Annotated in this window: 26 protein-coding genes; 12 read left to right on the plus strand and 14 right to left on the minus strand. The window is 72.2% G+C overall.

The features are described 5' to 3' along the window. Positions 1–9: 9 nt before the first annotated feature. The 3 genes from ACZ607_RS11780 to ACZ607_RS11790 all read right to left on the minus strand — a co-directional run bounded on the left by ACZ607_RS11780 (position 10) and on the right by ACZ607_RS11790 (position 3,667). Positions 10–813 carry a DeoR/GlpR family DNA-binding transcription regulator gene (locus ACZ607_RS11780; RefSeq protein WP_469734257.1) on the minus strand — a complete coding sequence of 268 codons (804 nt, stop codon included), beginning with the start codon at positions 811–813 and terminating at the stop codon, positions 10–12. Between the two features lie 86 nt (positions 814–899). Then, a complete protein-coding gene (locus ACZ607_RS11785; RefSeq protein WP_124278571.1) occupies positions 900–2,258 on the minus strand; it encodes a GntT/GntP/DsdX family permease in 1,359 nt (452 codons plus the stop codon). Continuing rightward, entirely contained in the window at positions 2,258–3,667 is a 1,410-nt protein-coding gene (locus ACZ607_RS11790; protein ID WP_469734258.1) for a homoserine dehydrogenase, read from the minus strand. The genes ACZ607_RS11785 and ACZ607_RS11790 overlap by 1 nt, the downstream gene beginning before the upstream one ends. Before the next feature lie 200 nt (positions 3,668–3,867). On the opposite strand from ACZ607_RS11790, the gene otnK reads away from it, so the two are divergent. From otnK to ACZ607_RS11815, 5 genes are all read left to right on the plus strand, one after another. After that, on the plus strand, positions 3,868–5,151 hold the full coding sequence (gene otnK / locus ACZ607_RS11795; protein ID WP_469734260.1) for a 3-oxo-tetronate kinase: 1,284 nt from the start codon (positions 3,868–3,870) through the stop codon (positions 5,149–5,151). After that, positions 5,148–5,789 (plus strand): class II aldolase/adducin family protein, encoded by a 642-nt coding sequence (locus ACZ607_RS11800; RefSeq protein ID WP_469734262.1) that lies wholly within the window; start codon positions 5,148–5,150, stop codon positions 5,787–5,789. Before otnK ends, ACZ607_RS11800 begins: the two co-directional genes overlap by 4 nt. 89 nt (positions 5,790–5,878) lie before the next feature. Beyond that, a complete protein-coding gene (locus ACZ607_RS11805) occupies positions 5,879–6,445 on the plus strand; it encodes a PadR family transcriptional regulator (protein ID WP_469734263.1) in 567 nt (188 codons plus the stop codon). 47 nt (positions 6,446–6,492) lie between these two features. Then, positions 6,493–8,211 (plus strand): acyl-CoA dehydrogenase family protein, encoded by a 1,719-nt coding sequence (locus tag ACZ607_RS11810; protein WP_469734265.1) that lies wholly within the window; start codon positions 6,493–6,495, stop codon positions 8,209–8,211. 127 nt (positions 8,212–8,338) lie between these two features. Continuing rightward, positions 8,339–8,695 (plus strand): hypothetical protein, encoded by a 357-nt coding sequence (locus ACZ607_RS11815; RefSeq protein ID WP_469734267.1) that lies wholly within the window; start codon positions 8,339–8,341, stop codon positions 8,693–8,695. A gap of 66 nt (positions 8,696–8,761) precedes the next feature. On the opposite strand, the gene ACZ607_RS11820 is transcribed toward ACZ607_RS11815, so the two are convergent. Together ACZ607_RS11820 and ACZ607_RS11825 are read right to left on the minus strand one after the other, a co-directional pair. Continuing rightward, positions 8,762–9,391 carry a TMEM175 family protein gene (locus ACZ607_RS11820; RefSeq protein ID WP_469734268.1) on the minus strand — a complete coding sequence of 210 codons (630 nt, stop codon included), beginning with the start codon at positions 9,389–9,391 and terminating at the stop codon, positions 8,762–8,764. A gap of 111 nt (positions 9,392–9,502) precedes the next feature. After that, positions 9,503–9,766 (minus strand): DUF5133 domain-containing protein, encoded by a 264-nt coding sequence (locus tag ACZ607_RS11825; protein WP_469734271.1) that lies wholly within the window; start codon positions 9,764–9,766, stop codon positions 9,503–9,505. 198 nt (positions 9,767–9,964) lie between these two features. Here ACZ607_RS11825 and ACZ607_RS11830 point away from each other — a divergent pair, with 198 nt between their 5' ends. Then, positions 9,965–10,624, plus strand: a complete 660-nt coding sequence (locus ACZ607_RS11830) for a DUF998 domain-containing protein (RefSeq protein ID WP_469734273.1) — start codon at positions 9,965–9,967, stop codon at positions 10,622–10,624. Positions 10,625–10,677: 53 nt separating this feature from the next. On the opposite strand, the gene ACZ607_RS11835 is transcribed toward ACZ607_RS11830, so the two are convergent. From ACZ607_RS11835 to ACZ607_RS11850, 4 genes are all read right to left on the minus strand, one after another. Beyond that, a complete protein-coding gene (locus ACZ607_RS11835) occupies positions 10,678–10,905 on the minus strand; it encodes a ferredoxin (RefSeq protein WP_469734919.1) in 228 nt (75 codons plus the stop codon). Continuing rightward, on the minus strand, positions 10,902–12,095 hold the full coding sequence (locus tag ACZ607_RS11840; protein WP_469734275.1) for a cytochrome P450: 1,194 nt from the start codon (positions 12,093–12,095) through the stop codon (positions 10,902–10,904). Before ACZ607_RS11840 ends, ACZ607_RS11835 begins: the two co-directional genes overlap by 4 nt. Positions 12,096–12,233: 138 nt before the next feature. Continuing rightward, on the minus strand, positions 12,234–13,049 hold the full coding sequence (locus tag ACZ607_RS11845; RefSeq protein WP_469734277.1) for an SAM-dependent methyltransferase: 816 nt from the start codon (positions 13,047–13,049) through the stop codon (positions 12,234–12,236). A 212-nt stretch (positions 13,050–13,261) separates the two neighbouring features. Next, positions 13,262–13,960: a polysaccharide deacetylase family protein gene (locus tag ACZ607_RS11850; protein WP_469734279.1), complete on the minus strand. Its 699-nt coding sequence runs from the start codon at positions 13,958–13,960 to the stop codon at positions 13,262–13,264. A 329-nt stretch (positions 13,961–14,289) separates the two neighbouring features. Between ACZ607_RS11850 and ACZ607_RS11855 the strand changes: the two genes are divergently transcribed. From ACZ607_RS11855 to ACZ607_RS11865, 3 genes are all read left to right on the plus strand, one after another. Next, positions 14,290–14,859: a TetR/AcrR family transcriptional regulator gene (locus tag ACZ607_RS11855; protein ID WP_469734281.1), complete on the plus strand. Its 570-nt coding sequence runs from the start codon at positions 14,290–14,292 to the stop codon at positions 14,857–14,859. Positions 14,860–14,917: 58 nt separating this feature from the next. Further along, the gene (locus ACZ607_RS11860; RefSeq protein ID WP_469734283.1) at positions 14,918–16,102 is read left to right on the plus strand and encodes a GDSL-type esterase/lipase family protein; all 1,185 of its coding nucleotides are present in this window, start codon (positions 14,918–14,920) and stop codon (positions 16,100–16,102) included. A 269-nt stretch (positions 16,103–16,371) separates the two neighbouring features. Continuing rightward, complete coding sequence (locus tag ACZ607_RS11865; protein ID WP_469734920.1) at positions 16,372–18,432, plus strand: SpoIIE family protein phosphatase; 2,061 nt, start codon at positions 16,372–16,374, stop codon at positions 18,430–18,432. Between the two features lie 30 nt (positions 18,433–18,462). Here ACZ607_RS11865 and ACZ607_RS11870 read toward each other — a convergent pair whose 3' ends face one another. Next, positions 18,463–19,056: a TetR/AcrR family transcriptional regulator gene (locus ACZ607_RS11870; RefSeq protein ID WP_469734285.1), complete on the minus strand. Its 594-nt coding sequence runs from the start codon at positions 19,054–19,056 to the stop codon at positions 18,463–18,465. A gap of 63 nt (positions 19,057–19,119) precedes the next feature. On the opposite strand from ACZ607_RS11870, the gene ACZ607_RS11875 reads away from it, so the two are divergent. Continuing rightward, positions 19,120–19,947: a class I SAM-dependent methyltransferase gene (locus tag ACZ607_RS11875; protein ID WP_469734287.1), complete on the plus strand. Its 828-nt coding sequence runs from the start codon at positions 19,120–19,122 to the stop codon at positions 19,945–19,947. Positions 19,948–20,007: 60 nt separating this feature from the next. On the opposite strand, the gene ACZ607_RS11880 is transcribed toward ACZ607_RS11875, so the two are convergent. Further along, the gene (locus ACZ607_RS11880) at positions 20,008–21,453 is read right to left on the minus strand and encodes a glyceraldehyde-3-phosphate dehydrogenase (RefSeq protein WP_469734289.1); all 1,446 of its coding nucleotides are present in this window, start codon (positions 21,451–21,453) and stop codon (positions 20,008–20,010) included. Positions 21,454–21,686: 233 nt separating this feature from the next. On the opposite strand from ACZ607_RS11880, the gene ACZ607_RS11885 reads away from it, so the two are divergent. Both ACZ607_RS11885 and ACZ607_RS11890 read left to right on the plus strand, forming a co-directional pair. Continuing rightward, entirely contained in the window at positions 21,687–22,652 is a 966-nt protein-coding gene (locus tag ACZ607_RS11885; RefSeq protein ID WP_469734291.1) for a YihY/virulence factor BrkB family protein, read from the plus strand. Between the two features lie 55 nt (positions 22,653–22,707). Beyond that, positions 22,708–23,190 (plus strand): hypothetical protein, encoded by a 483-nt coding sequence (locus ACZ607_RS11890; RefSeq protein ID WP_469734293.1) that lies wholly within the window; start codon positions 22,708–22,710, stop codon positions 23,188–23,190. Positions 23,191–23,217: 27 nt separating this feature from the next. On the opposite strand, the gene ACZ607_RS11895 is transcribed toward ACZ607_RS11890, so the two are convergent. The 3 genes from ACZ607_RS11895 to ACZ607_RS11905 form a co-directional block, all read right to left on the minus strand. After that, a complete protein-coding gene (locus ACZ607_RS11895) occupies positions 23,218–23,754 on the minus strand; it encodes a MarR family winged helix-turn-helix transcriptional regulator (protein WP_469734295.1) in 537 nt (178 codons plus the stop codon). 84 nt (positions 23,755–23,838) lie between these two features. Further along, a complete protein-coding gene (locus ACZ607_RS11900; protein WP_469734297.1) occupies positions 23,839–24,447 on the minus strand; it encodes an SRPBCC family protein in 609 nt (202 codons plus the stop codon). Positions 24,448–24,488: 41 nt separating this feature from the next. Continuing rightward, positions 24,489–26,879, minus strand: coding sequence for a xanthine dehydrogenase family protein molybdopterin-binding subunit (locus tag ACZ607_RS11905; protein WP_469734298.1), 2,391 nt, complete (start codon positions 26,877–26,879; stop codon positions 24,489–24,491). Position 26,880 lies beyond the last annotated feature (1 nt).

Genomic DNA, 26,880 nt, shown 5'->3' on the forward strand with positions numbered 1-26,880 from the left:
GCCCGGCGGTCAGAGGCCCGTTCGGACGGCGGCCAGCCGCAGGTCGGCACCGCCGGCCCGCAGGCCCTCGGCGGCGGCCTCCGCCAGGGAGTCGTCGGTGACGATGGTGTCGAACGCGCTGAGCGGCGCCACCCGGAACTTGCCGAACGTCCCGTACTTCGACGCCCCGGCGACCAGCACACTCGATCCGGTGCACTCCATCGCCGCCTGCTTGACCTCCACCTTCGCCGCCGAAGGGGTCGTCACCCCGCGCAGCAGATCCCAGGAGCTGGTGCTGATGAAGGCGATGTCGAGAGCGAGCTGACGCAGCGTCGTGGCCGCGAGCCGGCCCACGCTCGACCGGTTGGACGGGTCCACCTGGCCGCCGATGTGTATGACGTCGAGGTGCGACGAGGCCATGAGCCGGTCGACGGTCGTGAAGTCGTTGGTGACGACCGTCAGTGACGCGTGGCGGGCGAGCAACGGCACCATGGCCAGCAGTGTGGTCCCCGCGTCCAGGTAGACCGTCATGCCCTCCCGTACGAGCCCGGCGGCCGCCGTGGCCATGGCCTGCTTCTCCGGCTGCTCCACCGCCGACTTGGCCTGGAAGCTGGGCTCGCTCTGGAGGTGGCTGGCGATCCGTGCCCCGCCGGGCACGGAGAACACCAGCCCCTGACGCTCCAGTTCGGCGATGTCGCGGCGGACGGTCATGTGGGAGACGCCGAAGAGCTGGGTGATCTGCTGCACGCTGAGTACCCCGTCGCGCCGCAGATGCTTCAACAGGAGCTCCCGCCGTTGATCCGGGATCAGGGGCAACTGCTCTTCGTCGGCCACTGCTTCTTACCTTTCCTTCCGCGACCACCGCGGTCGCTGCTCGATTGTGCCGTCCCGGCGGGCGGCGCCCCAACAGGGCGCGGCCTTCAGGACCCCACGAAGGTGCTGAGCAGGAGCACTCCGCCGAGGCTGAGCAGCGACTGCAGGGACAGCATCAGGGTCCAGGTGCGGAACGTCTGGGCCACGGAGAGCTGGTAGTACTCCTTGAACAGCCAGAACCCGGAGTCGTTGACGTGCGACAGCATCACCGCGCCCGACGCCGTAGCCAGCACCAGCAGTTCGGGGGAGAGGCCCGGGTAGGCGCCGATCAGCGGGGCGACGATCCCGGTGGCGGCGGCCGTGGCCACCGTCGCCGAGCCGAGGCAGATCCGCAGCAGCGCGGCGACCAGCCAGGCGAGCAGCAGCGGGGGGACCGACCAGTCCACCGCGTAGTCGGAGATCAGCTTGTCGATGCCGGTCGCGGTGAGCATCGCCTTGAGGCCGCCGCCGGCGCCGAGGATCAGCACGATCCCGCCGACCGGGCCGAGGCCCTTGCCCGCCATCTTCTGGAGCTGGCCCAGGCCGAAGCCGGAGCGCAGACCCAGCGCGAAGAAGGCGAAGATCACCGCGGCCAGCAGGGATATGACCGAGGAGTCGCACGCCTCGAAGATCGCGTACGGGAGCGAGCCCTCCGCGGTGTTCGAGGTGCCGACCGTTCCGATGAGCATCAGGACGGGCGGCAGCAGCACCGTGATCAGCGCGAGGGCGAACGAGGCCGGCCGCTTGCGGTTCTCCGGCTCGGGGCTCGTCTCCGGGATGGGGCCCTTGTCGAGGTCCGGGGCCGGGCCGAACCACCGGGAGGCGAACTTCGTCAGCAGCGGTCCGCTGATCACCGCGATCGGGATGCCGATGATCAGGCCGTACATGATGGTCAGGCCCGTGTTCGCCCCGTACGCCGAGACGGCGAGCGTGGGGGAGGGGTGCGGGGGCAGCAGGCCGTGCGAGATGTACAGGCCGGCGGCGAGCGGCAGCCCCACGTACAGCAGGTGGGTGCCCGTGCGCTTGGCGACCGCGTACACCAGGGGCACCAGCATCACGAAGCTGACGTCGAACAGGTGCGGCATGCCGATGAGCAGGGCGGCGGCGGTGATCGCCGTCGGGATCCACTTCACCGGCCGGGAGCCGATGAAGACGGTGGCGATCCGGTCGGCGCCTCCGGAGCCCAGCAGGATGCCGCCGAGGATGGTGCCGAGCCCGATGGTGGGGCCGGTGCTCTTCAGCGCGTCGCCGAAGCCGTCCTGGAAGTGCTCGACGGTGTCGCCGGGGCCGAGGCCCGCCGCGAGTCCCAGGCCGAGGGCGGACAGGGCCAGTGCCAGGAACGGATGGAGCTTGGCCTTGGTGATCAGCAGGATCAGGACGACGACCGCGGCGGCGCCCAGCAGGAGGTGTTGGAGGTCGGTACCCATCATCGGCTCACGTAGGGGGCGGAGGAGTCGGTGGCGCGGGAGGTACGCCCGGACGTCCAGGCGTGCAGCAGGTCCGCGTCCGGGTCGGCGAGATCGCCGAGGGTGATCAGGTCGCCGGCCCGGACCTCGCGCGCGAGGGTGGCGTGCGCGGCGAGGTAGAGCGGCGCCGTGTCGGCGGGCGCGTCCTCGTCACGGAGCAGGACGGCCTGGACGCCCGTGACGTCGTGGTGGTGGCCGCCCATGTCCAGCACCGTGCCGGCGGGCAGGTCACGCCTGGCCCGGCCGGCGAGCACGGCGTGGGCGCGCGGGTCGGTGCCGCCGGAGGGCCGGCCGTGGAGCACCGCGGAGAGCAGGGAGACCGGGGTCTCGACACCCATCAGGTGGTACGGCAGGTAGACCGCCGCGTAGCGCCCGTCCCGGCTGACCACGTGTCCCTTGCCGCGCAGCGTCTCCCAGGTGACCGGGTCACCGGTCCGTACGACGACGAAGACGCCGCCGGCGAACGAGGCCTCGTCCGGCAGCCGCAGCGCGCTGAACACGTCGACGGCACCCGCGCGGTGCAGCAGCCCGCCGTCCTCGCGCAGGGCGTACACGTCGGCGAGCTCGGCGATCCGGGCGACCGGGTAGTGCAGGCGCTCGGTGTCCGGGCGGAAGCCGGTGCTGGTCGCGACCACCGCCATCTCGCAGTAGTCGGCGGTGGCGCCGGTCGGCAGGGCGGTCACCGCGGCGGCGCGGGCCGCGAGTGTGGCGCGTACGTCGGAACCGAGGCTCAGCAGCCCGGCCAGCTCCGGGGCGGGCACCGTGGTGTCGAGCTGGGTGACCGTGCCGGCCTCGGGGTCGAGGACCAGGTCGTACTCGCTGGACTTGCCGATCGCCACGATGTCCAGGCCGAGCAGCTCCGCCCAGGTCACGAGCGCGATGAGGTTGGCCGGCTGGTCGCCGTCGGCCGTGGTGTAGACGACGCCGTTGTCACGGGCCAGATCCGCGAGATGCAGGCCGGCGACGGAGTCGACCTCCTTGCTCACCATGGCGACGTGACGGCCGGCGGTCAGCGCCTCGCGGGCCATCGCGTAGCCGTCGGCCGGGCTTCCGGTCGCCTCCACCAGGATGTCCCAGGGGGCCGCGGAGAGCAGTGAACCGTCCGCGACCAGGGCGATCGACCCCTCGCCGGCGGCCCGTGCGACCTCGTCGGCGTCCGCGCAGACCGCCAGGCCCTCCGCCGGGTAGCCGAGCTCGACGAGCATCCCGCGCAGCCGCTCCACGTCACGGTCGCACAGGACGGCGGGGGCCAGACGCCCGATGCGCGGGGTCTGGGCCAGCAGGGTCCGGGCGAAGCCGCCGCCGGCTCCGGACAGTGCGTAACGCACGGTCCGGTCGCCGGTTCCGGCGAACAGGTGATGCAGATTCATGGGCTCTCCTAGACGGGCACACGGCTCGGTTCAACGGCTCCGGCGGACGCGGTCTCGGCCACGGCACGAGCACCACAGGGGAGCGTGTTAACAAGATGTACCAGCACATCTCGTCTGCGTAAAGTCTGTTAACATTTTTTCACACACAGGCTGTCGGGGAATCCCACTCGGCACCGCACCCCCCAACGCAAGGAGGTCCGATGCCGACCCTCGGGGCCATCGCCGACGACTTCACCGGAGCCACCGATCTCGCCACCATGCTCGTCGCCCGGGGCCACCGGACCGTGGTGACCGTGGGCCCGGACGCCCTCGCCGAGGGCCCGGGGGAGACGGCCGTGCGTGACGCCGACGCGGTCGTGGTCGCCCTCAAGTCACGCACCGCGCCCGTGGAGGAGGCCGTCGGTACGTCGATCGCGGCCCTGCGTGCCCTGCGCGCGTCCGGCTGCGCCCGCTTCTACTTCAAGTACTGCTCCACCTTCGACTCCACCCCGCGCGGCAACATCGGCCCGGTGGCCGACGCCCTCCTCGCGGAACTGGGCGAACGCCGCACGGTCGTCGTCCCCTCCTTCCCCGCCACCGGACGCACCGTCCGGGAAGGCCGCCTCTTCGTCCACGGCGAACCCCTCGACGAGAGCCCCATGCGGCACCACCCGCTCACACCGATGCGCGACTCGGACCTCGGCCGGCTGCTCACCCCGCAGACCGGCCACCCGGTCCACGCCGTCGGCCTCGACACCGTGCGGCAGGGCGGCGACGCGCTGCGTGCCGCACTCGACGCGCCCGGACTCGCCGACGCCCTCGTGGTCGTGGACGCCGTGACCGACGAGGACCTGGTGACGATCTGCGCCGCCACCACCCACCTCACCCTCGTCACCGGCGCGGCCGGACTCGCCCTCGGCCTCACCGGCCCGCACGCCGAGGCGGCCCGCGCCGCACCGGCCTCCCGCCCCGGTGACCCCGGCGTCGTCCTCTCCGGAAGCGCCTCCTCCGCCACCAGGGCCCAGGTCGCCCACGCGCGTGCCCGTCTCCCGCACCGCAAGCTGGACCTCGCCGCCCTGCGCGCCGACTTCGCCGGGACGGTCGCCGGACTCGTCGCCTTCGCGCGCCGGGCCTGGGACGACGACCCCGGAAGGCCGCCCCTGATCTACTCCGTGGACGACCTCGGCGACCTCGACCAGCCGGCGCCGCACGACGGCCCCGACTCCTCCGAGCTGGTCGAGCGGGCCCTCGCCACCTGCGCCACCGACCTGGTCGCGGCAGGCGCGCGCCGCCTCCTCGTGGCCGGCGGCGAGACCTCCGGAGCCGTCGTCACCGCCCTCGGCGTCCGCACCCTGGCCATCGGCTCACCCATCGCACCGGGCGTCACCTGGGCGCGCGCCGAAGGCCGGGCCCACGGCCGCGACCACACGGTGGACCTCGCCCTCAAGTCGGGCAACTTCGGCGACACCGCCATCTTCACGGAAGCCTGGAGCGCGCTGGCATGAGCGACCCCCGCACCGACCTCGCCGCCGCGGGCGCCCGGCTGGCCGCCCTCGGGCTCAGCCCCGGCTCGTCCGGCAACCTCAGCGTCCGGATCGACGACCGCGTCCTCATCACCCCCACCGGGGCCGACCTCGCCGACGTCGACCCCGACGGGCTCAGCGTGCTCGCCCTCGACGGCACCCACCTCGACGGGCCGCGCCCGTCGAAGGAGTTCCCCCTGCACAGCGCCTTCTACCGGCGCGACCCCGCCACCCGCGCCGTCGTCCATCTGCACGCCCGGCACGCCACCGCGGTGTCCTGCCTCGACCCGTGGTCGACGAGGAGCGCGGTGCCGCCGCTGACCCCGTACTTCGTCATGCGCGTCGGCCAGACCCCCCTCCTCCCGTACGCGCCGCCCGGCGACGCCGGCCAGGCCGAGGGCCTCGCCCGGCTGCCGTTCCCCTTCCGCGCCGCGCTCCTCCAGAACCACGGCCCCGTCCTCGCCGGCCCCACCATGGCCCGTGCCGTCGACGCCGCGGTGGAACTGGAGGAGGTGTCCGCGCTGCTCCTCGCCCTGGGCGAACGGTCCCCGCGCCTGCTGACACCCGAGGAGACGGGCGCGCTCGCCTCGGCGTACGGATCGCCCTGGGGCGAGCACTGAGGTCGTCCACGCGGCGGCGGGCGGGTGAGGAGCGTCTCACCCGGCCGCCGCCGCTTGCTATGCAACCAGTTGCATAGAACGATCGGGGCATGGCGCTCGAACACGCGATCCTCGTCTCCCTGCTGGAGCAGCCGGGTTCGGGCTACGAGCTCGCCCGGCGCTTCGAGCGGTCCATCGGATACTTCTGGACCGCCACGCACCAGCAGATCTACCGCGTACTCAAGCGCATGGAGAGCGACGGCCTGCTCGACGTCCGCGACGTCCCGCAGGAGCGCCGGCCCGACAAGAAGGAGTACTCCGTCGCCGGACCCGGCCGTTCCGCGCTCTCCGCGTGGCTCCACGAACCGATCGAACCCGAGAGCCTCCGCCACGACCTCGCCGTGAAGATCCGTGGCGCGGCCTTCGACGACCCGGCCGCGCTGCTCCACGAGGTCGAGCGGCACCACCGGGTCCACAGCGACCGGCTCGCGCACTACCTCGCCGGGGAAGCACGTGACTTCACCGGCCCCGGCGCACCCGTGCCGCTCGACGCCGGACAGGAGCTGCAGCACGTCGTGCTGCGCGGCGGCATCGCCTACGAGCGCATGACGGTCGCCTGGCTCGACGACGTACTCGCCACGCTCCACCGGCTCGGCGCGGCCGGCCCGCACCGCTGAACCGCCCCGCACCCTCCCGCCCGTACCCCTTCGGAAGGCGAACCACCATGGCCGACCCGCTGCTGTTCAACCCGCGTACCTACGACCCGGCGCACTTCGACGCCGAGACCCGCAGGCTGCTGCGCGCCACCGTCGACTGGTTCGAGGCCCGCGGCAAGCGCCGGATCATCGAGGACTACCGGGCCCGCGCCTGGCTGGGGGACTTCCTGGAGTTCGCCGCGAAGGAAGGCCTGTTCGCCACCTTCCTCACCCCCGCCTCCGCCGCCGCGCGGGAGGACCAGCGCTGGGACACCGCCCGGATCGCCGCCCTCAACGAGATCTTCGGCTTCTACGGACTCGACTACTGGTACGCCTGGCAGGTGACCATCCTCGGTCTCGGCCCGGTCTGGCAGAGCGACAACGCCGCCGCCCGCAGCCGCGCGGCGGAACTCCTGTCCCAGGGCGAGGTGTTCGCCTTCGGCCTGTCGGAGAAGGCGCACGGCGCCGACATCTACTCCACCGACATGCTCCTGGAACCGGACGGCGACGGAGGCTTCCTGGCCACCGGATCCAAGTACTACATAGGCAACGGCAACGCCGCCGGCCTCGTCTCCGTCTTCGGCAGGCGCACCGACGTCGAGGGCCCCGACGGCTACGTCTTCTTCGCGGCCGACAGCCGCCACCCCGCCTACCACCTGGTGAAGAACGTCGTCGACTCCTCCAAGTACGTCAGCGAGTTCCGCCTCGACGGCTACCCGGTCGGCCCCGACGACGTCCTGCACACGGGCCGCGCGGCCTTCGACGCCGCCCTCAACACCGTCAACGTCGGCAAGTTCAACCTCTGCACCGCCTCCATCGGCATCTGCGAGCACGCGATGTACGAGGCCGTCACCCATGCGCACAACCGCGTCCTCTACGGCCGCCCCGTGACCGCCTTCCCGCACGTCCGCCGTGAGCTGGCCGACGCCTACGTCCGGCTCGTCGGCATGAAGCTGTTCAGCGACCGCGCCGTCGACTACTTCCGCTCGGCGGGGCCCGACGACCGCCGGTACCTGCTGTTCAACCCCATGACGAAGATGAAGGTGACCACCGAGGGCGAGAAGGTCATCGACCTGATGTGGGACGTCATCGCCGCCAAGGGCTTCGAGAAGGACAACTACTTCGCCCAGGCGGCCGTGGAGATCCGGGGCCTGCCCAAGCTGGAGGGCACGGTCCACGTCAACCTCGCCCTCATCCTGAAGTTCATGCGCAACCACCTGCTGGACCCGGCCGGGTACGAACCCGTGACGACGCGTCTGGACGCGGCCGACGACGCGTTCCTCTTCCGCCAAGGGCCGGCCCGTGGCCTCGGCTCCGTACGCTTCCACGACTGGCGCCCGGCCTACGACGCGTACGCCTCGGTCCCCAACGTCGCCCGCTTCCGGGAGCAGGCGGACGCCCTGTGCGCCTTCGTGTCGGACTCCGCCCCCGACGAGGAGCAGAGCCGCGACCTCGACTTCCTGCTGTCGGTGGGCCAGCTCTTCGCGCTCGTGGTCCACGGGCAGCTGATCCTGGAGCAGGCCCGGCTGACCGGCCTCGACGAGGACGTGCTCGACGAGCTGTTCTCCGTACTCGTCCGCGACTTCTCCGCGCACGCCGTCGAGCTGCACGGCAAGGACTCCGCGACCGGGGAACAGCAGCGGTGGGCCCTCGCCGCCGTACGCCGCCCCGTCGTCGACGAGGCGCGCGCGGCACGGGTCTGGGAGCGCGTCGAGGCGCTGTCCGGGTCCTACGAGATGGCTCCGTAGACCACGCCGCCCGCCGGACCGCGCCCGGCCGCCGTTCCGTCCGCCTCCGGGCCGCATCGCCCGGGCGCGCCGGGGCATATGGAAGGTCCGGCGGCCGGATCGGGCCGGCTGCCAGGAGGAGGAGAGCATGGACACGGTCTGGGCAGTTCCGGCACGGCTCGACCGCTCGCTGGGCGACGACGTCATCGGGTACGAGGTCGAAGCACCGGACGGAAGCGTGGGCACCGTCGTCAGACTCTCGTCGGTACCGGGCTTCGGTCATCTGGTGATCGACGCGGGGGTCTGGAAGTTCGGGAGAAGCGTCGTCGTGCCCGCCGGAATGGTGGCGGCCGTCGACGACGCCGAGCGGGTGATCAAGGTCGGATGCACCAAGGAGCAGATCAAGGAAGCCCCGCGCTTCGCACGTGATCAGGACACCGGTGACCTCTTCTACCTGCGGAAGCTCGGCACGTACTACGAGTCCCTGACGGCCGCCCCGGAATGAGCGGCGCCCCGGCGCCACCGGAACCCGGTGGCGCCGGACCGCTCTCCGGGACCCGGGCCCGGGACCCTACGAGGGCCGCGCGCGAGGACTCCTGCGGCCGGTCACGACCTTGACCGGCACGAGAGCCAGCCAGGACCACATGGCGACGGCGGGGGAGAGCACGTAGGCGAGCGGGACCGTGGCACCGAAGACCAGGGCGGTGCCCACGAGGTCGGCGGCCACGAGGCCGGCGGCCCGCTCCGCGGCGGGATCGGAGTGCCTCGCCGCGCGCAGGCCTGTCCTGAGCACCGCCAGTTCCAGGACGTTGGTGACGCACACCGCGCCCGCGTAGACCGCGACCGCCAGGGGTTCGTAGGCGTACTCCGAGAGCAGCGCGGTGGGGAACGGGATGAGGGCGATGGCGCCGAGCCACATGAGCGCGAGCTTCAGCGACGGCCCCTCGAAGCGCGGGACCAGCTCCACGATCCGGCGGTGGTCCCGCCAGAAGGCGGACAGGATCATGAAGCTCAGGGCGTAGGCCCCGAGGTCGGGCAGTACGTCGCGGACGGCGTTCCGGAAACCGTCCGCGCTCAGACCCGGGGGCACACGCACATCGAGCACCAGCAGGGTCATGGCGATCGCGAAGATCCCGTCGGAGAGGGCCGTCAGCCGTTCCGCGTTCTTCTCGTCGCCCGTGCCCGCCCGGGTCTCGTCCACCCGCCCAGCGTCGCGGGGCCGGGGTGCCACCGGGCGTGATTAGGCCGACAGCGGGCATGCCGGGCGCCGGGCCGGGTGTTCGCCGGCCGGCGCCCTCGTGCCGACGGTCGCTCAGGCCGTCTGGAGGCTGTCACCCCGAGGCGCCCCGCCGGGCCGGCGCAGGACGGGGGAGACCGCGGTCCGCACGCCGAGCATGGTGTCGGCGACGTGCAGGGCCTGCGGAACGGCCTGGGTGCCGGTCATCACGCACAGGGTGTAGGCGGCGTCCTCCACCGCACGGGCGGTCGCGGCCGTGGAGCGGCGCGCGTCCTCGATCCGTGCGTCGGCGTAGCGGGCCAGAGCGACTCTCAGGTCCTGAGGACTGGGTGTCAGCACAGCAGGTTCTCCTCTGTTCAGATCCACGTCCGGAGCGGTGCGCCGGGACAAGGGGGCCGTGGCGGTGGCCCGGCCGAGCGGTGCGGTCGCACGGTGTCGGCTGACCCGGCGTCACGCGTGTACCCACGTGCGGGCGGAGTACGCTCCCGTCCGCGTGTGCACCGGCGGTTGCCGGTCCGGGCGTTCTACCGTTCACCGATGCGGTCTGTCTCCTGGTGGGTCCTGCTCTCCTCCCTGTCCGCCCCGATCCTCCTCGTCGGCGGGTGGGCGGTCTCGGAACAGCTCCAGGGGCCCGGTTACGACTCCGCGACGACGACGATCAGTGTCCTGGCGGCCGACGGCGCGGCCGGGTACTGGGTGATGACGTCGGCGCTGCTCGCCCTGGGAGCCTGCCACGTCGTCACGGCGTGCGGACTGCGACCCGCCGCGCCGTTCGGAAGGGCGGCACTGGCCGGCGGCGGGCTCTCGGCGATGCTGCTGGCGCTGTTCCCGGCGCCGAGCAGCGGAGGTTCGTTCGCCCACGGCGTGGTGGTGGCCGTGGGCTTCTCGCTGCTCGCCCTCTGGCCGGTCCTGGCCGTGCGACGCGGCAGGGCGGCGCGGTCCGGCCCTGGCGCGGCGGGCGGGCCGCGGGTGGCGCCTCCGCCGTGGGGGCTTCGGCCCTGGCCGTGCGTCACGGCGGCCGCGCTGATGTGGCTCGGCGGCGCCTGGTTCCTGCTCGCCCTGTTCGTGCTCGACACCGCGGGCGCGGCCGAGCGCGTCATCACGTTCGCACAGTCCTTCTGGCCCCTGGTCGTCGTTCTCTCCTGCGTACGGATGCGGGACGACCGGTTCGGGACGGGGGGCCGGGCCGACGGCTGACGCGGGCAGCCCGGTGCCCCGCTCTCCGGGGAGCCTCTCCCCGGCAGCCCTTCTCAGGGACGCGGCCCGATCGCCCGGTCCCCGTCGCGGACCAGGATCGCCGCCGCGGGGCACGAGTCCGCGGCGTCCAGCGCGCGTTCGTCAGGAGATATCCGCTCCCGGACGGGCCTGGCCCGGTCCTCGTCGTCCAGGACGTACAGATCGGACGCCATCCCCGCGCACATGCCCGACCCCATGCACAGGTCGCGGTCCACCTCCGTCGTCCACGCCACGGCGGTCACCACCCCACCGGCATCTCACGCGGACCGCGCACCAGCATCCGGTCCTTCCACTTCACGTCCCCCGCCACATGCAGGTCGGGGAAGCGCCCGAGCAGCGCCTCCAGCGCCTCCTGGAGCTCCAGCCTGGCGAGCGGCGCGCCCAGACAGTGATGGACCCCGTGCCCGAAGCCCAGGTGCTGGACACCGGTCCGGGCCACGTCGAGGCGTCCCGGGCCGTCGAACTTCAGGGCGTCGCGGTTGGCGGCACCGACCGCGACGAGCACCGGTTCGCCGGCCCGGACGAGCGTGCCGCCGACCTCCACGTCCTCCGTCGCGTAACGGGGGAAGCCGGCTCCGCTGCCGAGCGGGACGAACCGCATCAGCTCCTCGACCGCGCCGCGGATCAGCTCGGGGCGCTCCCGCAGCAGCTTCAGCTGATCAGGGTGTTCGAGCAGCGCGTACACGAAGTTGGGGATCTGGGTCGCGGTGGTCTCATGGCCGGCCACGAGGATGCCGACACAGAGATCGACCAGCTCCAGTTCGGTGAGCCGGTCCCCGGTGTCGCGGGCCTCGATCAGCCCCGTCATCAGATCCTGCTGCGGGCTGCGCCGGTGCTCGTCGATCAGCGACCCCATGTACGCGCGCAGTTCCTCACGGCTGCGGAGGAACTCCTCGGCGGTCAGGGAGCTGGTGGAGAGGGCGGCGTCGCTCCAGGCCCGGAACAGCGGACGGTCCTCCTCCGGTACGCCGAGCATGCGGCAGATGACCGCGACGGGAATCGGCAGTGCGTACTGCTCCACCAGGTCGGCCGGCTGCCCCTGGGCCTCCAGCTCGTCGAGCAGGCCGTGGGCCAGCTCCCGTACCCAGGGGCGTAACTTCTCCACCTGGTGGACGGTGAACGCCTTCGCCACCAGGGTGCGGAGCCGGGTGTGACCCGGGGGGTCCATGCTCAGGATGCCGCTGTCCCGGCTCCCCTCCGACTGGCGCGGCTCGTCGTGGCGGAGGGCCTCGGCCCGGCTGAAGCGGCGGTCCCCCAGGACCAGGCGCGCGTCGGCGTACCGGGTGGCCAGCCAGGCGGGGTCTCCGTACGTCATGCGTACGCGCACGAGACCGGGCCGTTCCAGAGCCTCCTCGTACGCGGCCGCCAGACTGATCCCCTCAGGTTCGTTGAAGGGATAGGGAACCGGCGTCTCTCCGGTTGTGGCCGTCATGGTGGTGCCTCCCTGGTTCTCGGTGGGCGATCGGATCTTCCGAGAATCAGGCGGCGCCGCCGGCGAGGTCAACAGCGCCTTGTCGGCCATCCCGGGCCGTCGCTCCCAGGGTGGCGAAGGCCCGGAGTGCGGGGCGGGTTACGGCTTGCGGCCCACCGCCACATAGCCGGCGCTGATGACGTCGTCCTGCCCGGGGACCGGCTCGCCCAGCTCGGGGTGCCAGGCGTCGGCCACCACGATGCCGGGCTCGACGATCTCGAGTCCCGCGAAGAAGCGGGCGAACTGGTCCCGCGTGCGGGGCGCCAGGGTGAGCGTGTTCGCCTTGTACAGGTCGTCGACCTTGCGGGCCGCGGTCGGGTGGAAGTCGGCGGTGACGTGCGAGATCACCACGTGGCTGCCCGGTGCCAGGACCCCGGTCAGCCGGTCCACCAGCTCGTAGGCGCCGTCCTCGTCGCTCACGAAGTGCAGCAGCGCGATCATCGACAGGGCGACCGGCCGGCTGAAGTCCAGCGTCTTGCCGGCGTGTTCCAGGATGGAGTCCACGTTGCGGGCGTCCGCCTGCACGTAGTCGATGGCGCCCTCCTCGGTGCCCTTCAGCAGGGCCTCGGCGTGGGCCAGGACGATCGGGTCGTTGTCGCAGTAGACGACCCGGGTGGACGGCTCCGCCTGCTGGGCCACCTGGTGGAGGTTCGGCTCGGTCGGGATGCCCGTGCCGATGTCGAGGAACTGCCGTATCCCCTGGCCGGACAGCCACCGGGTGGCGCGGTGCATGAAGGCGCGGTTCACCTTGGCCATGACCGGGACGCCGGGTTCCACGGCGAGCATCTGCCGGCCCATCGCCTCGTCCACCGGGTAGTTGTCCTTCCCGCCGAGGAACCAGTCGTACATCCGGGCGGGATGCGGCCGGCTGGTGTCGATGCGCAGGGCGGGGGCGTCGTTCTCCGGTCGGGACATGGCGGACTCCTGGGTGTGTGCGCGGCAGCGGATGATCAGCTTGCGAACAGAATAGGCAACCCGCGTACCGAAGATGTCGCTACGGCCCCCAACTCTGTTGCCGGGACAGGTCACTTCGTCGGCGATGTCGTCTACGTACCAGGTCGTGCCGGAATCCGGCGGGGGCTGCGGGAAGGGCCGCGTCCCCCACCGGCCCGGTGTGTGAGGGGCTGTCAGCCGGGGGCGACGGCGCGGCCGGTCTGCGGGGAGATCATGCCGGCGCACAGGCCCCGGCTCGCCAGGCTCTGCGCGATACGGGGGATGGCCGCGAGCGTGTTGGCCGGCCAGTCGTGCATCAGGATGATCTGGCCGTTGGTGAGCCGGGCGTTGGCCTGCACGATCGCGTCGGTGCTGGCGTTGTTCCAGTCCTGCGAGTCGACGTCCCAGATGATCTGGGTCAGTCCGTACCTGGCCGCGGTCGCCTGCACCGTCGAGTTGGTCTCACCGTACGGAGGGCGGAACAGCTTCGGCGTACCCCCGCCCCCGGCGGCGATGGCCTGCTGGGTCCGCGAGAGCTCCGAGTCGATCTGTGCCTGACTCTGCTGGGTCAGGTGCGGGTGCGTGTAGCTGTGGTTGCCGACCCACATGCCGGCGTCCACCTGCGCCCGCACCTTGGCCGGGTCGGCCGCCGCGTACTGGCCCTGGTTGAACATCGTGGCCCGCAGCCCGTTCTGTCTGAGGGCGTTGAGCAGGGCCGGGGTGCTGCCCGACGGGCCGTCGTCGAAGGTGAGTCCGACATACCCGTTGCAGGCGGCGCCCGCCGCGGCGTGGGAGGGCGTGGTGTCCACGGCGACCGTGGCGGTCGCGGCCAGCGCGGCCACGGCCAGTGCCGTGACGACCGGCCGCAAGGACAGGTGTGGGGTGAGGTGCATGCAGGTGCGTCCTTCGCGTCAGGAGGGAGCGGAGCATCGAGTCTTGAACTGGACCTGTCATGTGTCAATGGTTTCGGCACGTCTGACGAAAGGGTCGGGCCGGGCGATTGGGCTTGCCTCGGGTGTTGTTGCAGTTCAATGCCGCTCCACGCCGATCGCGGCGAACCTCGTTGTCGCGAAACCTGGAACATGACTCCGAAGTTCGAGCCGCAGAAGTCGAAAGTTTCGTATCGGGTTCCGATCCGACTCCTCTGATCTAGGCGGGCTGGGTATTTGCCTAATGCTCCTAGGTAAATGCATAATCGAATCTGCCGGAGGAGATGATGCGCATGGCCAGGGCAGGACTGACCGCGGAGCGCCTGGCGCGGGCCGGGGCGGAGATGGCCGACGAGGTCGGCTTCGACAAGGTGACCATCGCGGCGCTCGCCCGGCAGTTCGGGGTGAGGGACGCGAGTCTCTACTCGCACCTGAGGAACTCGCAGGACCTCCGGACGAGGATCGCCCTGCTGGCCTTGGCGGAGATGGCCGACCGCGTCGCCGCCGCGCTGGCCGGACGGGCGGGCAAGGACGCGCTGGAGGCGTTCGCGAACGCCTACCGCGACTACGCCAGGGAACATCCGGGCCGTTACGCCGCAGCGCAGACCAGGCTCGACCCGGAGACCGCGGCGGCCAGTGCCGGTCCCCGGCACTCCGGGATGACGCGGGCGATCCTGCGGGGCTACGACCTGACGGAGCCGGACCAGACCCACGCGGTCCGGCTGCTGGGCAGCGTCTTCCACGGCTACATCAGCCTGGAGTCCGGCGGAAGCTTCAGCCACAGCGAGCCCGGCACCGACGAGACCTGGTCACGGGTCCTGGACGCCCTGGACGCCCTCCTGCGCAACTGGCCCGCGCCCTGACCGGAGCCGCCGGCCTCCCCCGACCGAACAGACACCGCACGACGGACAGGCAGCGACCATGAGCACCCGGCCCCAGCTGGTGACCACCCCCCTCACCGAAAGCCTCGTGCGCGGGGCCCTCGAACTGGAGCGCACCGCGCACGGTCTGCTGCCGCACCGGCTGCCCGCCCGTGCGCGCGCCCAGAACACCGACGGCCAGCTCGCCATGGCCGAGGCCCAGCCCTCCGGCGTACGGCTCGTCCTGCGGACCCGGGCGACCGTCGTGGAGCTGGACACCCTGCCCACCAAGCGGGTGTACGTGGGCGCGCCGCCCCGGCCGGACGGGGTGTACGACCTGTTGGTCGACGGCCGCCCCGGAGGCCGGGCCACGGTGGCCGGGGGCAACACCCTGACCATCGACATGTCGACCGGGACGGCCGAGGCCCTGCCGGGCCCGGTGGGGACCCTCCGCTTCGACGGCCTCTCCGCGGATCTGAAGGACCTGGAGATATGGCTGCCGCACAACGAGACCACCGAGTTGGTCGCCCTGCGCACCGATGCCCCGGTCGAGCCGGTCCCCGACCGGGGCAGGCCGGTGTGGCTGCATCACGGCAGCTCGATCAGCCACGGCTCCGACGCCGCGAGCCCCACCACCACCTGGCCCGCGCTGGCCGCCGCCCTCGGCGGGGTGGAGCTGGTCAACCTGGGGTTCGGCGGCAGCGCGCTGCTCGACCCCTTCACCGCCCGCGCCCTGCGCGACACACCCGCCGACCGCATCAGCGTCAAGATCGGCATCAATCTGGTCAACACGGACGCGATGCGGCTGCGCGCCTTCACTCCGGCCGTCCACGGCTTCCTCGACACGATCCGCGAGGGCCATCCCACCACTCCGCTGCTGGTGGTCTCGCCCATCCTCTGTCCCATCCACGAGGACACGCCCGGCCCCAGCGCGCCGGACCTCGGCGCCCTGAGCGAGGGGAAGCTGAGCTTCCGTGCCACGGGGGACCCCGCCGGGACCGCGGCCGGAAAGCTCACCCTGGGCGTCATCCGGGCCGAACTGGCCCGCATCGTCGAGCAGCGGGCGGCCGAGGACCCGAACCTCCACCACCTCGACGGCCGGAAACTCTACGGCGAGGCGGACTCCGCCGAGCTGCCGCTCCCCGACGCCCTGCACCCCGACGCCGCGACGCACCGCCGCATCGGCGAGCGCTTCGCGGAGCTGGCGTTCCGTGCGGGTGGCCCGCTCGCCGGCGCCGCCGGCTGACCTCGCGGGCACCGTGGCCGGGGTTCCTGCCGCCCGGGACGGCTGAGCCAATCGGCCGCGCCCGGGGAGGGGCCGGTTGAGAGCGGGCACCCCCGGGGGCATTCTGGGACAAAGGTCGCATCCGAGGTTCGTGGGCGACCTGCCCAGGCGGGAGGACGAGTGATCGGCCCTTGAGCACGGACGAGACGGAGCCCCCCGGCCCACCCGTCGGCCGAAGCCGCTCCGCACCCACCGGTGACGGGCCGCCCTCCGGCGTGCCCTCCGAGGAGATGCGCTGCCGGATCCTGGAGCAGCTGCCCGTGATGGTGGCGTACTTCGGCCGGGACCAGAAGCTCGCCATGGCCAACACGGCGTCGGCCGCCGTCGTCGGCAAGCCCGAGGCCGCCATGCTGGGTCTGCGGCCCGGGGAGGCGGAGCCCGGGAAGACGCTGCAGGGCGGGGAAGGCCTGGCGGAAGCGATCGAGCGGGTGCTGCGGACGGGCGAGGGCGAGCCGTACGAGACGCACCTCGTGATGGAGGACAGCGAGCACATCTGGCAGGCGGCGCTGTCGCCCGTCCTCGACGCCGACGGCGAGGTCCAGGGCGTGTCCGTCGTGACTCTCGACACGACCGAGCAGTTCTGGGCACGTAAACGCCTGGCCGTGCTGAACAAGGCCAGCAGGCGCATCGGCAGCACCCTCGATGTGGGCCGTACCGCCGAGGAGCTGGCGGAGCTCGCCATCGAGGACTTCGCCGACTTCGTCGCCGTGGACCTGCTCTCCGAGGTGCTGACGGGTGACGAGGCGCGTTCCGTGCTGCACAGGGAGACGATCAGTTTCCACCGGGCGGCCCAGAGCTCCGTGCTCGAAGGGTGCCCCGAGGCGGTCGTCGCGCTCGGGGGGACCCACTCCTACGACCGGAAGTCCGAGATGGGCCGCGCCCTGGTCCTCGGGGAACCGGCGCGCTTCGACGTCGACGAGGAGACGCTGAGCCGCTGGGTCTCGGTCGATCCCGCCCGTACACGCAGCATGCGCGAGCACAAGATCCACTCGGTGCTGGTGGTTCCCCTGCGGGCCCGGGGGATCACCCTCGGCATAGCGCTGTTCTGCCGGCACCGGACCCCCGGCCGGTTCGGCGCCGTCGACCTGCAGCTCGCCTCCGAGCTGGTCTCACGGGCGGCCGTCTGCGTCGACAACGCCCGGCGGTACACCCGCGAGCGTGCCACCGCACTCGCCCTGCAACGCAGCCTGCTCCCACGGCGGGCCGCCCGCCAGCAGGCGGTCGAGGTCACGGCGCGCTACCTCCCGAACACCACGGGAGCGGGCATCGGCGGCGACTGGTTCGACGTCATCCCGCTGTCCGGTGCCCGGGTCGCGCTGGTGGTCGGCGACGTCGTCGGCCACGGTCTGCACGCCTCGGCCACCATGGGCAGGCTCCGTACCGCCGTACGGACGCTCGCCGACGTCGACCTCGCGCCCGAGGAACTGCTCACCCAGCTCGACGATCTCGTGCTCACACTGGACCGCGAGCAGCCGGCGGAGAGCTCCGAGGGCGGGCAGGTCGCCGGCGCGACCTGCCTCTACGCCGTCTACGACCCGGCGACAGGGCGCTGCACGATGGCCAGGGCGGGGCACCCGGAACCGATGCTCGCCTCCCCGGACGGCACCGTGAAACAACTGGCGCTGCCCTCCGGGCCCCCGCTCGGCATCGGCGGCCTGACGTTCGAGGGTGCCGAGTTCGAGCTTCCCGAGGGCAGCCGGCTCGCCCTGTACACGGACGGTCTGGTCGAGACGGCGGACCGGGACGTCGACAGCGCTCTGGACGAACTACGGGAGCTGCTGGGCCGGCCCGCGCGCTCCCTCGAGGAGTCCTGCGACACCGTCATGGACGCCCTGGTCCCCGAGCGGCCCGTCGACGACGTCGCCCTGCTGCTGGCCCGCACCAGACGCCTGGACGCCGACCACTACGCCTCGTGGGACCTCCCCGCCGATCCGGCGATCGTCTCGAACGCCCGTAAACGAGCCGCCGCGCAACTCGACGCATGGGGTCTGGACGAGGCGGTGTTCACCACGGAGCTGGTCGTCAGCGAGCTGGTCACCAACGCCATCCGCTACGGCGGCGACCCCATCAGGCTCCGCCTCATCCGGAACACCGCGCTCATCTGCGAGGTCTTCGACGGCAGCAGCACCGCTCCCCATCTGCGCCGCGCCCGGATCTTCGACGAAGGCGGACGCGGGCTCCTGCTCGTCGCGAGCATCACCGAGCGCTGGGGCACCCGTTACAGCAGCACCGGCAAGACGATCTGGGCCGAACAACCGCTTCCGGACACGGAGGAGCCGGACCTCTTCTGAGCCCGCCGGTGTCGCACTCCCGAGTTCGGGTCACGTCGCTCCGGTGACCCCCGCCAGGACCGTCGTCACCATCCGGTGGACCGCGTCCGCTTCCGGCGGGGCGGCGCTCCGGTCCGCGTACAGCAGATGACCGGCCCCGATCAGGGTGGGCGCGAGCGTGTCGACGTCGGCATCCGGGGTGACACGGCCCAGGTCGCGTTCCGCCGCGAGGTAGGAGGCGACCATCGCCGCCCCTTCGGACAGGATCGGGACGCCCGTCGGCGACGTACGGCGGAGCCTGGCGCGCAGCTCGTCGCGGAAGGTCAGGAGCGGGATGACCGCCACGGCGACCGGACCGAACAGGGCCGTGAGCGCATGGGCGAGATTGCCGGTGACCGTCCCCGTCCCGGCGGAGTCCCGGAGGGCGGCGGCCTGCGCCTCGATCTCGCCCGTCCGGGCCAGGACGAGCGCGGCGAGGAACGCGTCGAAGTCGGTGAAGTGCCGGTGCAGGACCCCCTTGGCGCAGCCCGCCTCCGTGGTGACCGCCCGGCTGGTCAGGGCGCTCGGCCCGTCCCGGAGCAGGACGCGTTCGGCGGCGTCGAACAGCTGCTGACGCGCGTCCTGGATGTGCACCCCTGTCGGCACCGTGCTCCCCTCGTTCGGCCCGGCCCGTTGAGCGAGTGGGCATGCGCCCACTAGAGTGGGCGCATGCCCACTCTATCGCGGAAGCACCCGGAGCCCTCGGACGACCGGCCCCACCGGGCCCGGGAGGTGGCTGAGTCGTTCGGCTCGGACGCCGAGCGCTACGACAGGACCCGTCCCCGGTACCCCGACGCGCTGGTGGAAGCGGTGATCGCCGCCGCCCCCGGCCCGGCCCTCCTCGATGTCGGCTGCGGCACCGGGATCGGGGCGCGGCAGTTCCGGGAAGCGGGCTGCGCGGTGCTCGGGATCGACCCCGACGCGCGGATGGCCGGGGTCGCCCGGCGCAGCGGCATCGAGGTGGAGGTGGCGACGTTCGAGGAGTGGGACCCGGACGGCCGCCGGTTCGACGTGGTGGCCGCCGCGCAGGCCTGGCACTGGATCGACCCGGTCGCCGGCGCGGCCAAGGCCGCGCGGGTGCTGCGGCACGGCGGGCGGCTGGCGGCGTTCTGGCATGTCTTCGAACCCCCTGCCGAGATCGCGGACGCCTTCGCCGCGGCCTACCGGCGGGAGGTGCCGGACTCCCCGTTCGGACGGGTGCCCGACGGGCGGGCCGGCGGTGCGTACGAGGCGATCCTCGACAAGGCCGCCGACGGCATCCGTACGACGGGCGGCTTCGGCCACCCCGAGCGGTGGCGCTTCGACTGGGAGCGGGCCTACACCCGGGACGAGTGGCTGGATCTGCTGCCCACCCAGGGCTCCCTCACCCGGCTCGCGCCGGAACCGCTGGCGAGGGTGCTGGAGGAGGTCGGGGCCGCGATCGACGCGATGGGCGGCGGTTTCACGATGTCCACCACCACGGTGGCGGTCGCCGCCGTACGCACGGGGACCGCCTGAACCGGAGCGGCTCCCGGCGCCGTCGCACGGCACCGGGAGCCGGAGGGGCTTCGGCCCGGATCAGACCGCCGGGGCGGGGTAGGTCGGGTACTCGACGCCGGAGACGTGCTGGACGACCCGGATGACCTGCGAGGAGTAGCCGAACTCGTTGTCGTACCAGAGGTAGAGGATCGCGTTGTCGCCCTCGACCTTGGTGGCGCCCGCGTCGACGATCGAGGCGTGGCGCGAGCCGATGAAGTCGCTCGACACCGCGTCGGGAGCGGTGATGAAGTCGATCTGGCGCCGCAGCGGCGAGGTCAGCGACACGTTGCGGAGGTAGTCGAGGACCTCCTCGCGGTTGGTGCCGCGCGCCAGCTGGAGGTTCAGGATCGCGATCGAGACGTCCGGCACGGGGACCCGGATGGAGCTGCCCGTGATCTTCGCCTTGAGGTCGGGCAGCGCCTTGGTGACGGCGGAGGCCGCGCCCGTCTCGGTGATGACCATGTTCAGCGGCGCCGAGCGGCCGCGGCGGTCCGAGTTGTGGTAATTGTCCAGCAGGTTCTGGTCGTTGGTGAACGAGTGGACCGTCTCGACGTGGCCGCGCAGCACGCCGTACTCGTCCGCCATCGCCTTCAGCGGCGGGACGATCGCGTTGGTGGTGCAGGAGGCGCAGGAGATGATCCGCTCGTCCGGCTTGATCGTGTCGTGGTTGACGCCGTGCACGATGTTCGGGACGTCGCCCTTGCCGGGCGCGGTCAGGACGACCTTCCCGATGCCGGGGCGGAGGTGCTTGGACAGGCCCTCGCGGTCACGCCACCGGCCCGTGTTGTCGATCAGGATGGCGTCCTTGATGCCGTACGCCGTGTAGTCGACGGCCGTCGGATCGTCCGAGTAGATCACCTGGATCTCGTTGCCGTTGGCGATGATCCTGTTGTTCGCCTCGTCCACGGTGATCGTGCCCTGGAACTGGCCGTGGATGGAGTCGCGGCGCAGCAGCGAGGCGCGCTTCACCAGGTCCTGCCCGGCGGCCTGGCGCACCACGATGGCGCGCAGCCGCAGGCCGTTGCCCGAGCCGGTCTTCTCGATGAGCAGGCGGGCCAGGAGGCGGCCGATGCGGCCGAAACCGTAGAGGACCACGTCGCGCGACTCGCGGCGCTCCGTCTTGTTGGGACCCGTGGCGCCGGCCACGGCCTCGGCGGTGAAGTCGGCCACGGACAGGCCGTGGTCGTCGCTCCGGTACGTCGCGGCGAGCATCCCCAGGTCGATCTGAGCCGGGCCGAGGTCGAGCGCCGTCAGGGCCTGCAGGAACGGCAGGGTCTCGGTGACCGAGAGCTCCTCGCCGGCTATCTGGCGGGCGAACCGGTGGGTCTTGAGGATGCTGACCACCGACTTGTTCACCAGGGAGCGGCTGTGGAGCAGGATCGTGACGTCCCGCTCCCGGTGCAGCTTCCCGATGATCGGGATCATCGACTCCGCGATCTCCTCACGGGTCTTCCAATTGGTGAACGAGTCCTCGGTGGCAGTCACAAGTCCATCTTTCGAGCTAGGCGGTGCTCATATGTTAACCGCACCGGATTTTGACCATGCAATCGGTGCCGTCCGGGTGCCCGCCCGCTCGAATCGACGGCGCCCGCCGACCCTCCGGGGCCGTGGCTCCCCGATACGCGCGAGCCCGGGGGCTGCCTGCTCCGCAGCCCCCCGCACGAACTACTGTGCGGGCGGGCCGGACAGCAGGACCGGCGGTCGGAGGAGGGGGTCTCATGGGGACGGTCGTCCATGTTCCGCAGACGCGGGACATGATCGGGGAGGAGCTCTCGGGGGACGAAGCCCTCAGCGCGCTGCGCCACTACGGCGGGCGCAAGCTTCTCCTCGACGCCTTCGCACGGTTCCGGTACGCCGACGGGTTCAGCTTCGCCAGGTCCCTAGGGTTCCAGGTGGTCGTGGGCATGGTGCCGTTCGTGATCGCGCTGGTGGGCGTGGCCACGACGGTGCACACCGAGAGCATCGGCCGCGTGATCGAGCTGACGCTCGGAAGGATCGTGCCCGGAGCCAGCGTGGAGCTCGTGCAGGGAGCGCTGCGGGACACCCGCCGGAGTGCGGATTCCACGACGGCCGGGGCACTGGCCATGTGGCTCGGCCTCGGCTTCGCCGTGCTCAACCTCGCCTCCGCGATGGGCCAGATCGAACGGGGCTGCAACCGCATCTACGGCATCGAGCGCGATCGCCCCTTCCTCGCCAAGTACGGTCGCGGCCTGCTGCTGGCAGTCGCCGCGGGGCTGCCGCTGATGCTGGGGTTCCTCGTGCTGGTCGCCGGCGAGGCCGTCGGGGACTCGGTGGTGGAGGCCCTCGGCTGGTCGCGCTCCTGGCTCGGCTGGTGGGACGTCCTGGAGATACCGGTCGGCACGGTCTGCGCCGCACTGGCCTCCGCCGTGATCTTCCGCTGGTCACCCCGGCGTGTGCAGCCCGGCTACACCTGGCTGGTCTTCGGCTCCGCCGTGCACCTGGTCCTCTGGGTCGCGGCCACCTGGCTGCTCACGTTCTACGTCGGCAGAAGTGGTTCGTTCGGCGCCGTCTACGGGCCGCTGACCGCGTTCGTGGCGCTGCTGCTGTGGGCCAACCTGACCGGCATCGTCCTGTTCCTCGGGATCGCGTTCGCGGCCCAGCTGGAGGCCGCCAGAGCGGGTATCACCGAGCCCGTCCGGCCGGACCCCGGCCCCGGCACCTGAAGGGCATCCGCCCGCGGGGACGCATCGGTCGCCCCAGGCGGGGCAGGCGCCTGTCATGCAGGGAAGCCACGCACAGCCCAAGACGGACATGCCCCATGGTGCGCCCCTCCGTGGGCCGGACGCCGTGGAACACCCCGCGCGCCACGGTGGCGGGGGCCGCCACCGCCTGATCCGCCACCGCAAGGGCGACTGGCACCGGCGCGTACTCGCCTACAGCGAGATCGAGCTGGTGCAGTCGCCCGGACGGGACGCCGGCGACACGCAGTGCCTGCTCCTGGTCCACGTGCGCAAGGTGGTGGGCCACGTGGACTTCCGCCTCTGCGCCTCCTGCGCCGAGGCGGTCATCACCGACGTGCTCATCGAGCAGCGGTTCCATCGCAGCGGGCTGGACACCAGGGCGCTCTCCCACCTGCGGGCCCGGTATCCGGGAGTCGCCTGGAGCACCACGCTCGACCGGCGCGGGACGCGCGACCTCATGCGCAGGATGCGCGTGCCGAGGCAGGCCGAGGGCAACCGGTGCTCCCACGCCGACGGTTGAGGAGCCGGCCCCGGCCCCTCGCGGTCCCTACACCGTGCCGGCCCGCTCCTCGTCCGCGTCGAGGATCGAGATCTCCAGCTTCCGCAGCAGCCGCGCGAGCTGCCGGCGCTCGGAGGGCGACAGCCCCGCGAGCATCCGGCTCTCGTTGTCCAGGTGCTCGGCGAACGCCGTGTCCACCGTGGCGAGGCCCTTCTCGGTCAGCCGGGAGTAGACGACCCTGCGGTCCTCCGTGTCCCGCTCACGGACGATCAGGCCGTCCTTCTCCAGCCGGTCGATCCGCAGGGTCACCCCGGCCGAGGACACCAGCCCGGAGTCGGCGAGCTGCCCCGCCGTCAGCCGGTAGGGCTCACCCGCCCTGCGCAGCGCGGTCAGGACGTCGAAGCCCGCCACGGACAGGCCGTACCGCTCGATCGATTCGGTGAGCCCGGTGCTGTAGCGCAGGAAGGAGCGGTGGAGCCGGGCGAGGACCTCGAGCGGGCCGGTGTCCAGCTCCGGCCGCTCCCGCGCCCAGTCCTCGATCACCTTCGCCACGGCGTCCTGGTCCCCAGGCCTTGATGCTGCCATCTCATCCCCTTGTACGGCGTCAGCCGGCGCCCCCCGGCTTCTCACTGCACTGAGAATCTTACCGCTGAGGCGATAGAAGGATCATCAGCCGAGGGACCGCCGCCGCACCACCCTCACCAGCACCACGGCCAGCAGGACGGCGGCCGTGGGTACGGCCGCCTTCCTGAGCAGCACCGGCAGGGCCGCCGCGCCCAGGTCCACCGCCTCCGGCTCGGCGGCGGAGGCGGCCGGAGCCCGGCCGGCGGGGCCGGGCCCTTCCCGCAGAACGCCTTCGAGGCGGTCCGCGAACTGCTGGACGAGCCGGTCCCCGACCTCGGTCATGATGCCCCGGCCGAACTGCGCGGGACGGCCGGTGATGTCGAGGTCCGTGCGTACGTGCACCCGCGTGCCGTCGGGGCCGGCGGCCAGGGTCGCGGTGACCGTCGCGGACGCGGTGCCCGAGCCACGGGTCTCGCTGCCGCTGAGGTCGAGGTGCATGGAACGGGCGGCCTCGTCGCGCGTGACGGTGCCCTCGCCCCGGTAACTCATCTGCACCGCGCCGATCTTGACCTTGACGCGGCCGGTGAACGTGTCGCCGTCGAGCGTGTCGAGGACCGCGCCGGGCATACAGGGCGCGACCCGGGCGAGGTCGTGGAAGAGCTTCCACGCCTCGTCGGGGGCGGCCGGAACGGTGAAGGTGTGGTCGAGCTGCATGGTTCCCATCCTTGGATCGCGGAGTCGGAAGTCGGGGCCGGTCAGCCGGGGGTGGCCGGGGTGCGGATCAGGTCGCGCACCCGGCTCGGCGAGAGGGGGCCGCGCCGTACGACCACGCCGAAGGAACGCAGCGCGTCCTCCACGGCGTTGGCGAGCACGGCCTGCGGGGCGATCGCACCGCCCTCGCCGAGCCCCTTCACCCCGAGGTCGTTCATCGGGCTGGGGGTGAAGAGCTCGTCCATGTCGAGATCGGGGATCTCCGAGGAGGTGGGCACCAGGTAGTCCATGTAGGTGCCGGTCCTGGGCTGTCCGTCGGGCCCGTAGACCATCTCCTCGTACAGCGCGCCGCCGATGCCCTGCGCGATGCCGCCGGTGACCTGGCCCTCGGCGATCATCGGGTTGACGATGACGCCCGCGTCATGGACGACGACGTAGTGCAGGATCCCGACGGCGCCGGTGTGCTCGTCCACCTCCACGACGGCGGCGTGCGCCCCGCTCGCGACGGCGAAGCCCGGCGGCCGGAAGTGCACGGTCTCGCTGATCTCGGTGCCGTGCCGGCCGTCGGTGGGCTCCGGCGTGCCGGGCAGCGGTGCCCGGCCGGCGAGTTCCGCCAGGTCCATCGACGGGCCGCCGGGCTCCTTCGCCGTCACCACGCCGTCACTGAGGTCCAGGCTGTCCGCCGGGACACCGAGGCGCCGCGCCGCCGCGTCGATGATCTTCTCGCGGACCAGCCGCCCGGCCCGGTGGGTGGCGTTGCCCGCGTTGACCAGGGCGCGGCTGGCGATGGTGCCCACACCGAACGGGGTGGCCTCGGTGTCGCCGCCGGTCACCTCTATGACGCCGAGCGGCACCCCGATGGCGTCGGCGGCGATCTGCGCCATGGACGTACGGTGCCCCTGCCCCTGGGACGGGGCACCTATGGCGAGCCGGACCCGCCCCGTCGGGGCGATGTCGATGCGGGCCGTCTCGAACGGCCCGAGACCGGTCGCCTCGATGTACATCGCGAACCCGATGCCGATGTGCTTCCCGTCGCGGGCGCCCTCGCGCTGCCGGGCGCGTACGCCCTCGGCGTCCGCTTTCGCCACGGCGCGGCGCAGGAGCTCGGGGAAGTCGCCGGAGTCGTAGGACTGGGGGCTGCCGGAGCGGTCCACCAGCCCCGTCGCGTACGGCATCTCGTCCGGGCCGACGAGATTGCGAGCCCGCAGCTCCTCGGGTGCCAGGCCCAGCGCGGCGGCCAGCCGGTCCATCGCGCGTTCCATGGCGAAGACCGTCTCCGGCCTGCCCGCCCCCCGGTACGGCGTCGCGAACGTGGTGTTGGTGAGGACACCGGTGACGTCGATGTCCACATGGGGGACGCGGTAGGGGCCGAGCAGATGGCAGAGCGAGTTGTACGGCACGACCAGCCCGGTCATGTTGTACGCGCCGAAGTTGACCAGGATCCGGTCGCGGACACCGAGGATGCGGCCCTCGGCGTCCGCGGCGAGCTCGATGCTGTGGATCTGCTCGCGGGCGTGCGAGGAGGCGGTGAGGTTCTCGTTGCGGTCCTCGCGCCACAGCACGGGGCGGCCGAGCACCCGCGCGGCGTGCGGGACGAGGAGTTCCTCGACGTAGAGGATGCCCTTCTGGCCGAAGCCGCCCCCGACGTCGGCGGCGACGACATGGACCGTGTCGGCCGTGAGGCCGAGCGTATGGGCGATGGCCTCCCGCAGCCGGTGGGGGGTCTGGGTCCCCGACCAGACGTTCAGCCTGCCGCTGTAGGGGTCGACCTGGGCCGAGACCGCGCGGGTCTCGATGGGCGAGGCCACGTAGCGGTGCGCCTCGAAGCGTTCGGCGACCACGGTGTGCGCCGAGGCGAAGACGGTGTCCGGGTCGCCGACGCGGGCCGTGACGGCGACGGCGGTGTTGTCCGGCAGGCCGTCGTGCAGCAGCGGCGCCTGTTCCGACAGGGCTTCCTCGGGGTCGACGAGCACGGGCAGCGGGGCGTAGCGGACGTCGACGAGTTCGAGGGCGTCCTCGGCGAGATAGCGGTTCTCGGCCAGGACGAGGGCGACCGGCTGGCCGACGTACAGCACCTTCTCCCCGGCGAGCAGCGGCATCGGCGTCATCCGGACCGTGGGGTCCAGGAGCGCGGCGAGGCCCGGCGGGGTGCGCAGTTCCTCCTTGTTGAGCGTCGGCGGCAGGTCCGCGACGTCGTCGCCGGTCCACACGGCGACGACGCCGGGGGCCTCCAGCGCCGCCTTCACGTCGATGGACTCGATGCGGGCGTGGGCGTGGGGACTGCGCAGGAAGGCCGCCTCGACGGCGCCGGGCAGAGCGATGTCGTCGACGTAGCGGCCGTTGCCGCGCAGCAGCCGGTCGTCCTCGACACGCGGGACGGACCGGCCGATCCAGCTGCCGCCGTCCTGTCGGCCCGGGTCGGATGTGTGGGACACG

The organism is Streptomyces sp. NPDC104381 (assembly GCF_055583745.1).

What these genes read in the sequence shown, in the direction of transcription:
- ACZ607_RS11785 (WP_124278571.1), bottom strand. Translation starts at nt 2,258, where the DNA reads ATGGGTACCGACCTCCAACACCTCCTGCTGGGCGCCGCCGCGGTCGTC.
- ACZ607_RS11790 (WP_469734258.1), bottom strand. Translation starts at nt 3,667, where the DNA reads ATGAATCTGCATCACCTGTTCGCCGGAACCGGCGACCGGACCGTGCGT.
- otnK (WP_469734260.1), top strand. Translation starts at nt 3,868, where the DNA reads ATGCCGACCCTCGGGGCCATCGCCGACGACTTCACCGGAGCCACCGAT.
- ACZ607_RS11800 (WP_469734262.1), top strand. Translation starts at nt 5,148, where the DNA reads ATGAGCGACCCCCGCACCGACCTCGCCGCCGCGGGCGCCCGGCTGGCC.
- ACZ607_RS11805 (WP_469734263.1), top strand. Translation starts at nt 5,879, where the DNA reads ATGGCGCTCGAACACGCGATCCTCGTCTCCCTGCTGGAGCAGCCGGGT.
- ACZ607_RS11810 (WP_469734265.1), top strand. Translation starts at nt 6,493, where the DNA reads ATGGCCGACCCGCTGCTGTTCAACCCGCGTACCTACGACCCGGCGCAC.
- ACZ607_RS11815 (WP_469734267.1), top strand. Translation starts at nt 8,339, where the DNA reads ATGGACACGGTCTGGGCAGTTCCGGCACGGCTCGACCGCTCGCTGGGC.
- ACZ607_RS11830 (WP_469734273.1), top strand. Translation starts at nt 9,965, where the DNA reads ATGCGGTCTGTCTCCTGGTGGGTCCTGCTCTCCTCCCTGTCCGCCCCG.
- ACZ607_RS11840 (WP_469734275.1), bottom strand. Translation starts at nt 12,095, where the DNA reads ATGACGGCCACAACCGGAGAGACGCCGGTTCCCTATCCCTTCAACGAA.
- ACZ607_RS11845 (WP_469734277.1), bottom strand. Translation starts at nt 13,049, where the DNA reads ATGTCCCGACCGGAGAACGACGCCCCCGCCCTGCGCATCGACACCAGC.
- ACZ607_RS11850 (WP_469734279.1), bottom strand. Translation starts at nt 13,960, where the DNA reads ATGCACCTCACCCCACACCTGTCCTTGCGGCCGGTCGTCACGGCACTG.
- ACZ607_RS11855 (WP_469734281.1), top strand. Translation starts at nt 14,290, where the DNA reads ATGGCCAGGGCAGGACTGACCGCGGAGCGCCTGGCGCGGGCCGGGGCG.
- ACZ607_RS11860 (WP_469734283.1), top strand. Translation starts at nt 14,918, where the DNA reads ATGAGCACCCGGCCCCAGCTGGTGACCACCCCCCTCACCGAAAGCCTC.
- ACZ607_RS11865 (WP_469734920.1), top strand. Translation starts at nt 16,372, where the DNA reads ATGCGCTGCCGGATCCTGGAGCAGCTGCCCGTGATGGTGGCGTACTTC.
- ACZ607_RS11875 (WP_469734287.1), top strand. Translation starts at nt 19,120, where the DNA reads ATGCCCACTCTATCGCGGAAGCACCCGGAGCCCTCGGACGACCGGCCC.
- ACZ607_RS11885 (WP_469734291.1), top strand. Translation starts at nt 21,687, where the DNA reads ATGGGGACGGTCGTCCATGTTCCGCAGACGCGGGACATGATCGGGGAG.
- ACZ607_RS11890 (WP_469734293.1), top strand. Translation starts at nt 22,708, where the DNA reads ATGCAGGGAAGCCACGCACAGCCCAAGACGGACATGCCCCATGGTGCG.
- ACZ607_RS11895 (WP_469734295.1), bottom strand. Translation starts at nt 23,754, where the DNA reads ATGGCAGCATCAAGGCCTGGGGACCAGGACGCCGTGGCGAAGGTGATC.
- ACZ607_RS11900 (WP_469734297.1), bottom strand. Translation starts at nt 24,447, where the DNA reads ATGCAGCTCGACCACACCTTCACCGTTCCGGCCGCCCCCGACGAGGCG.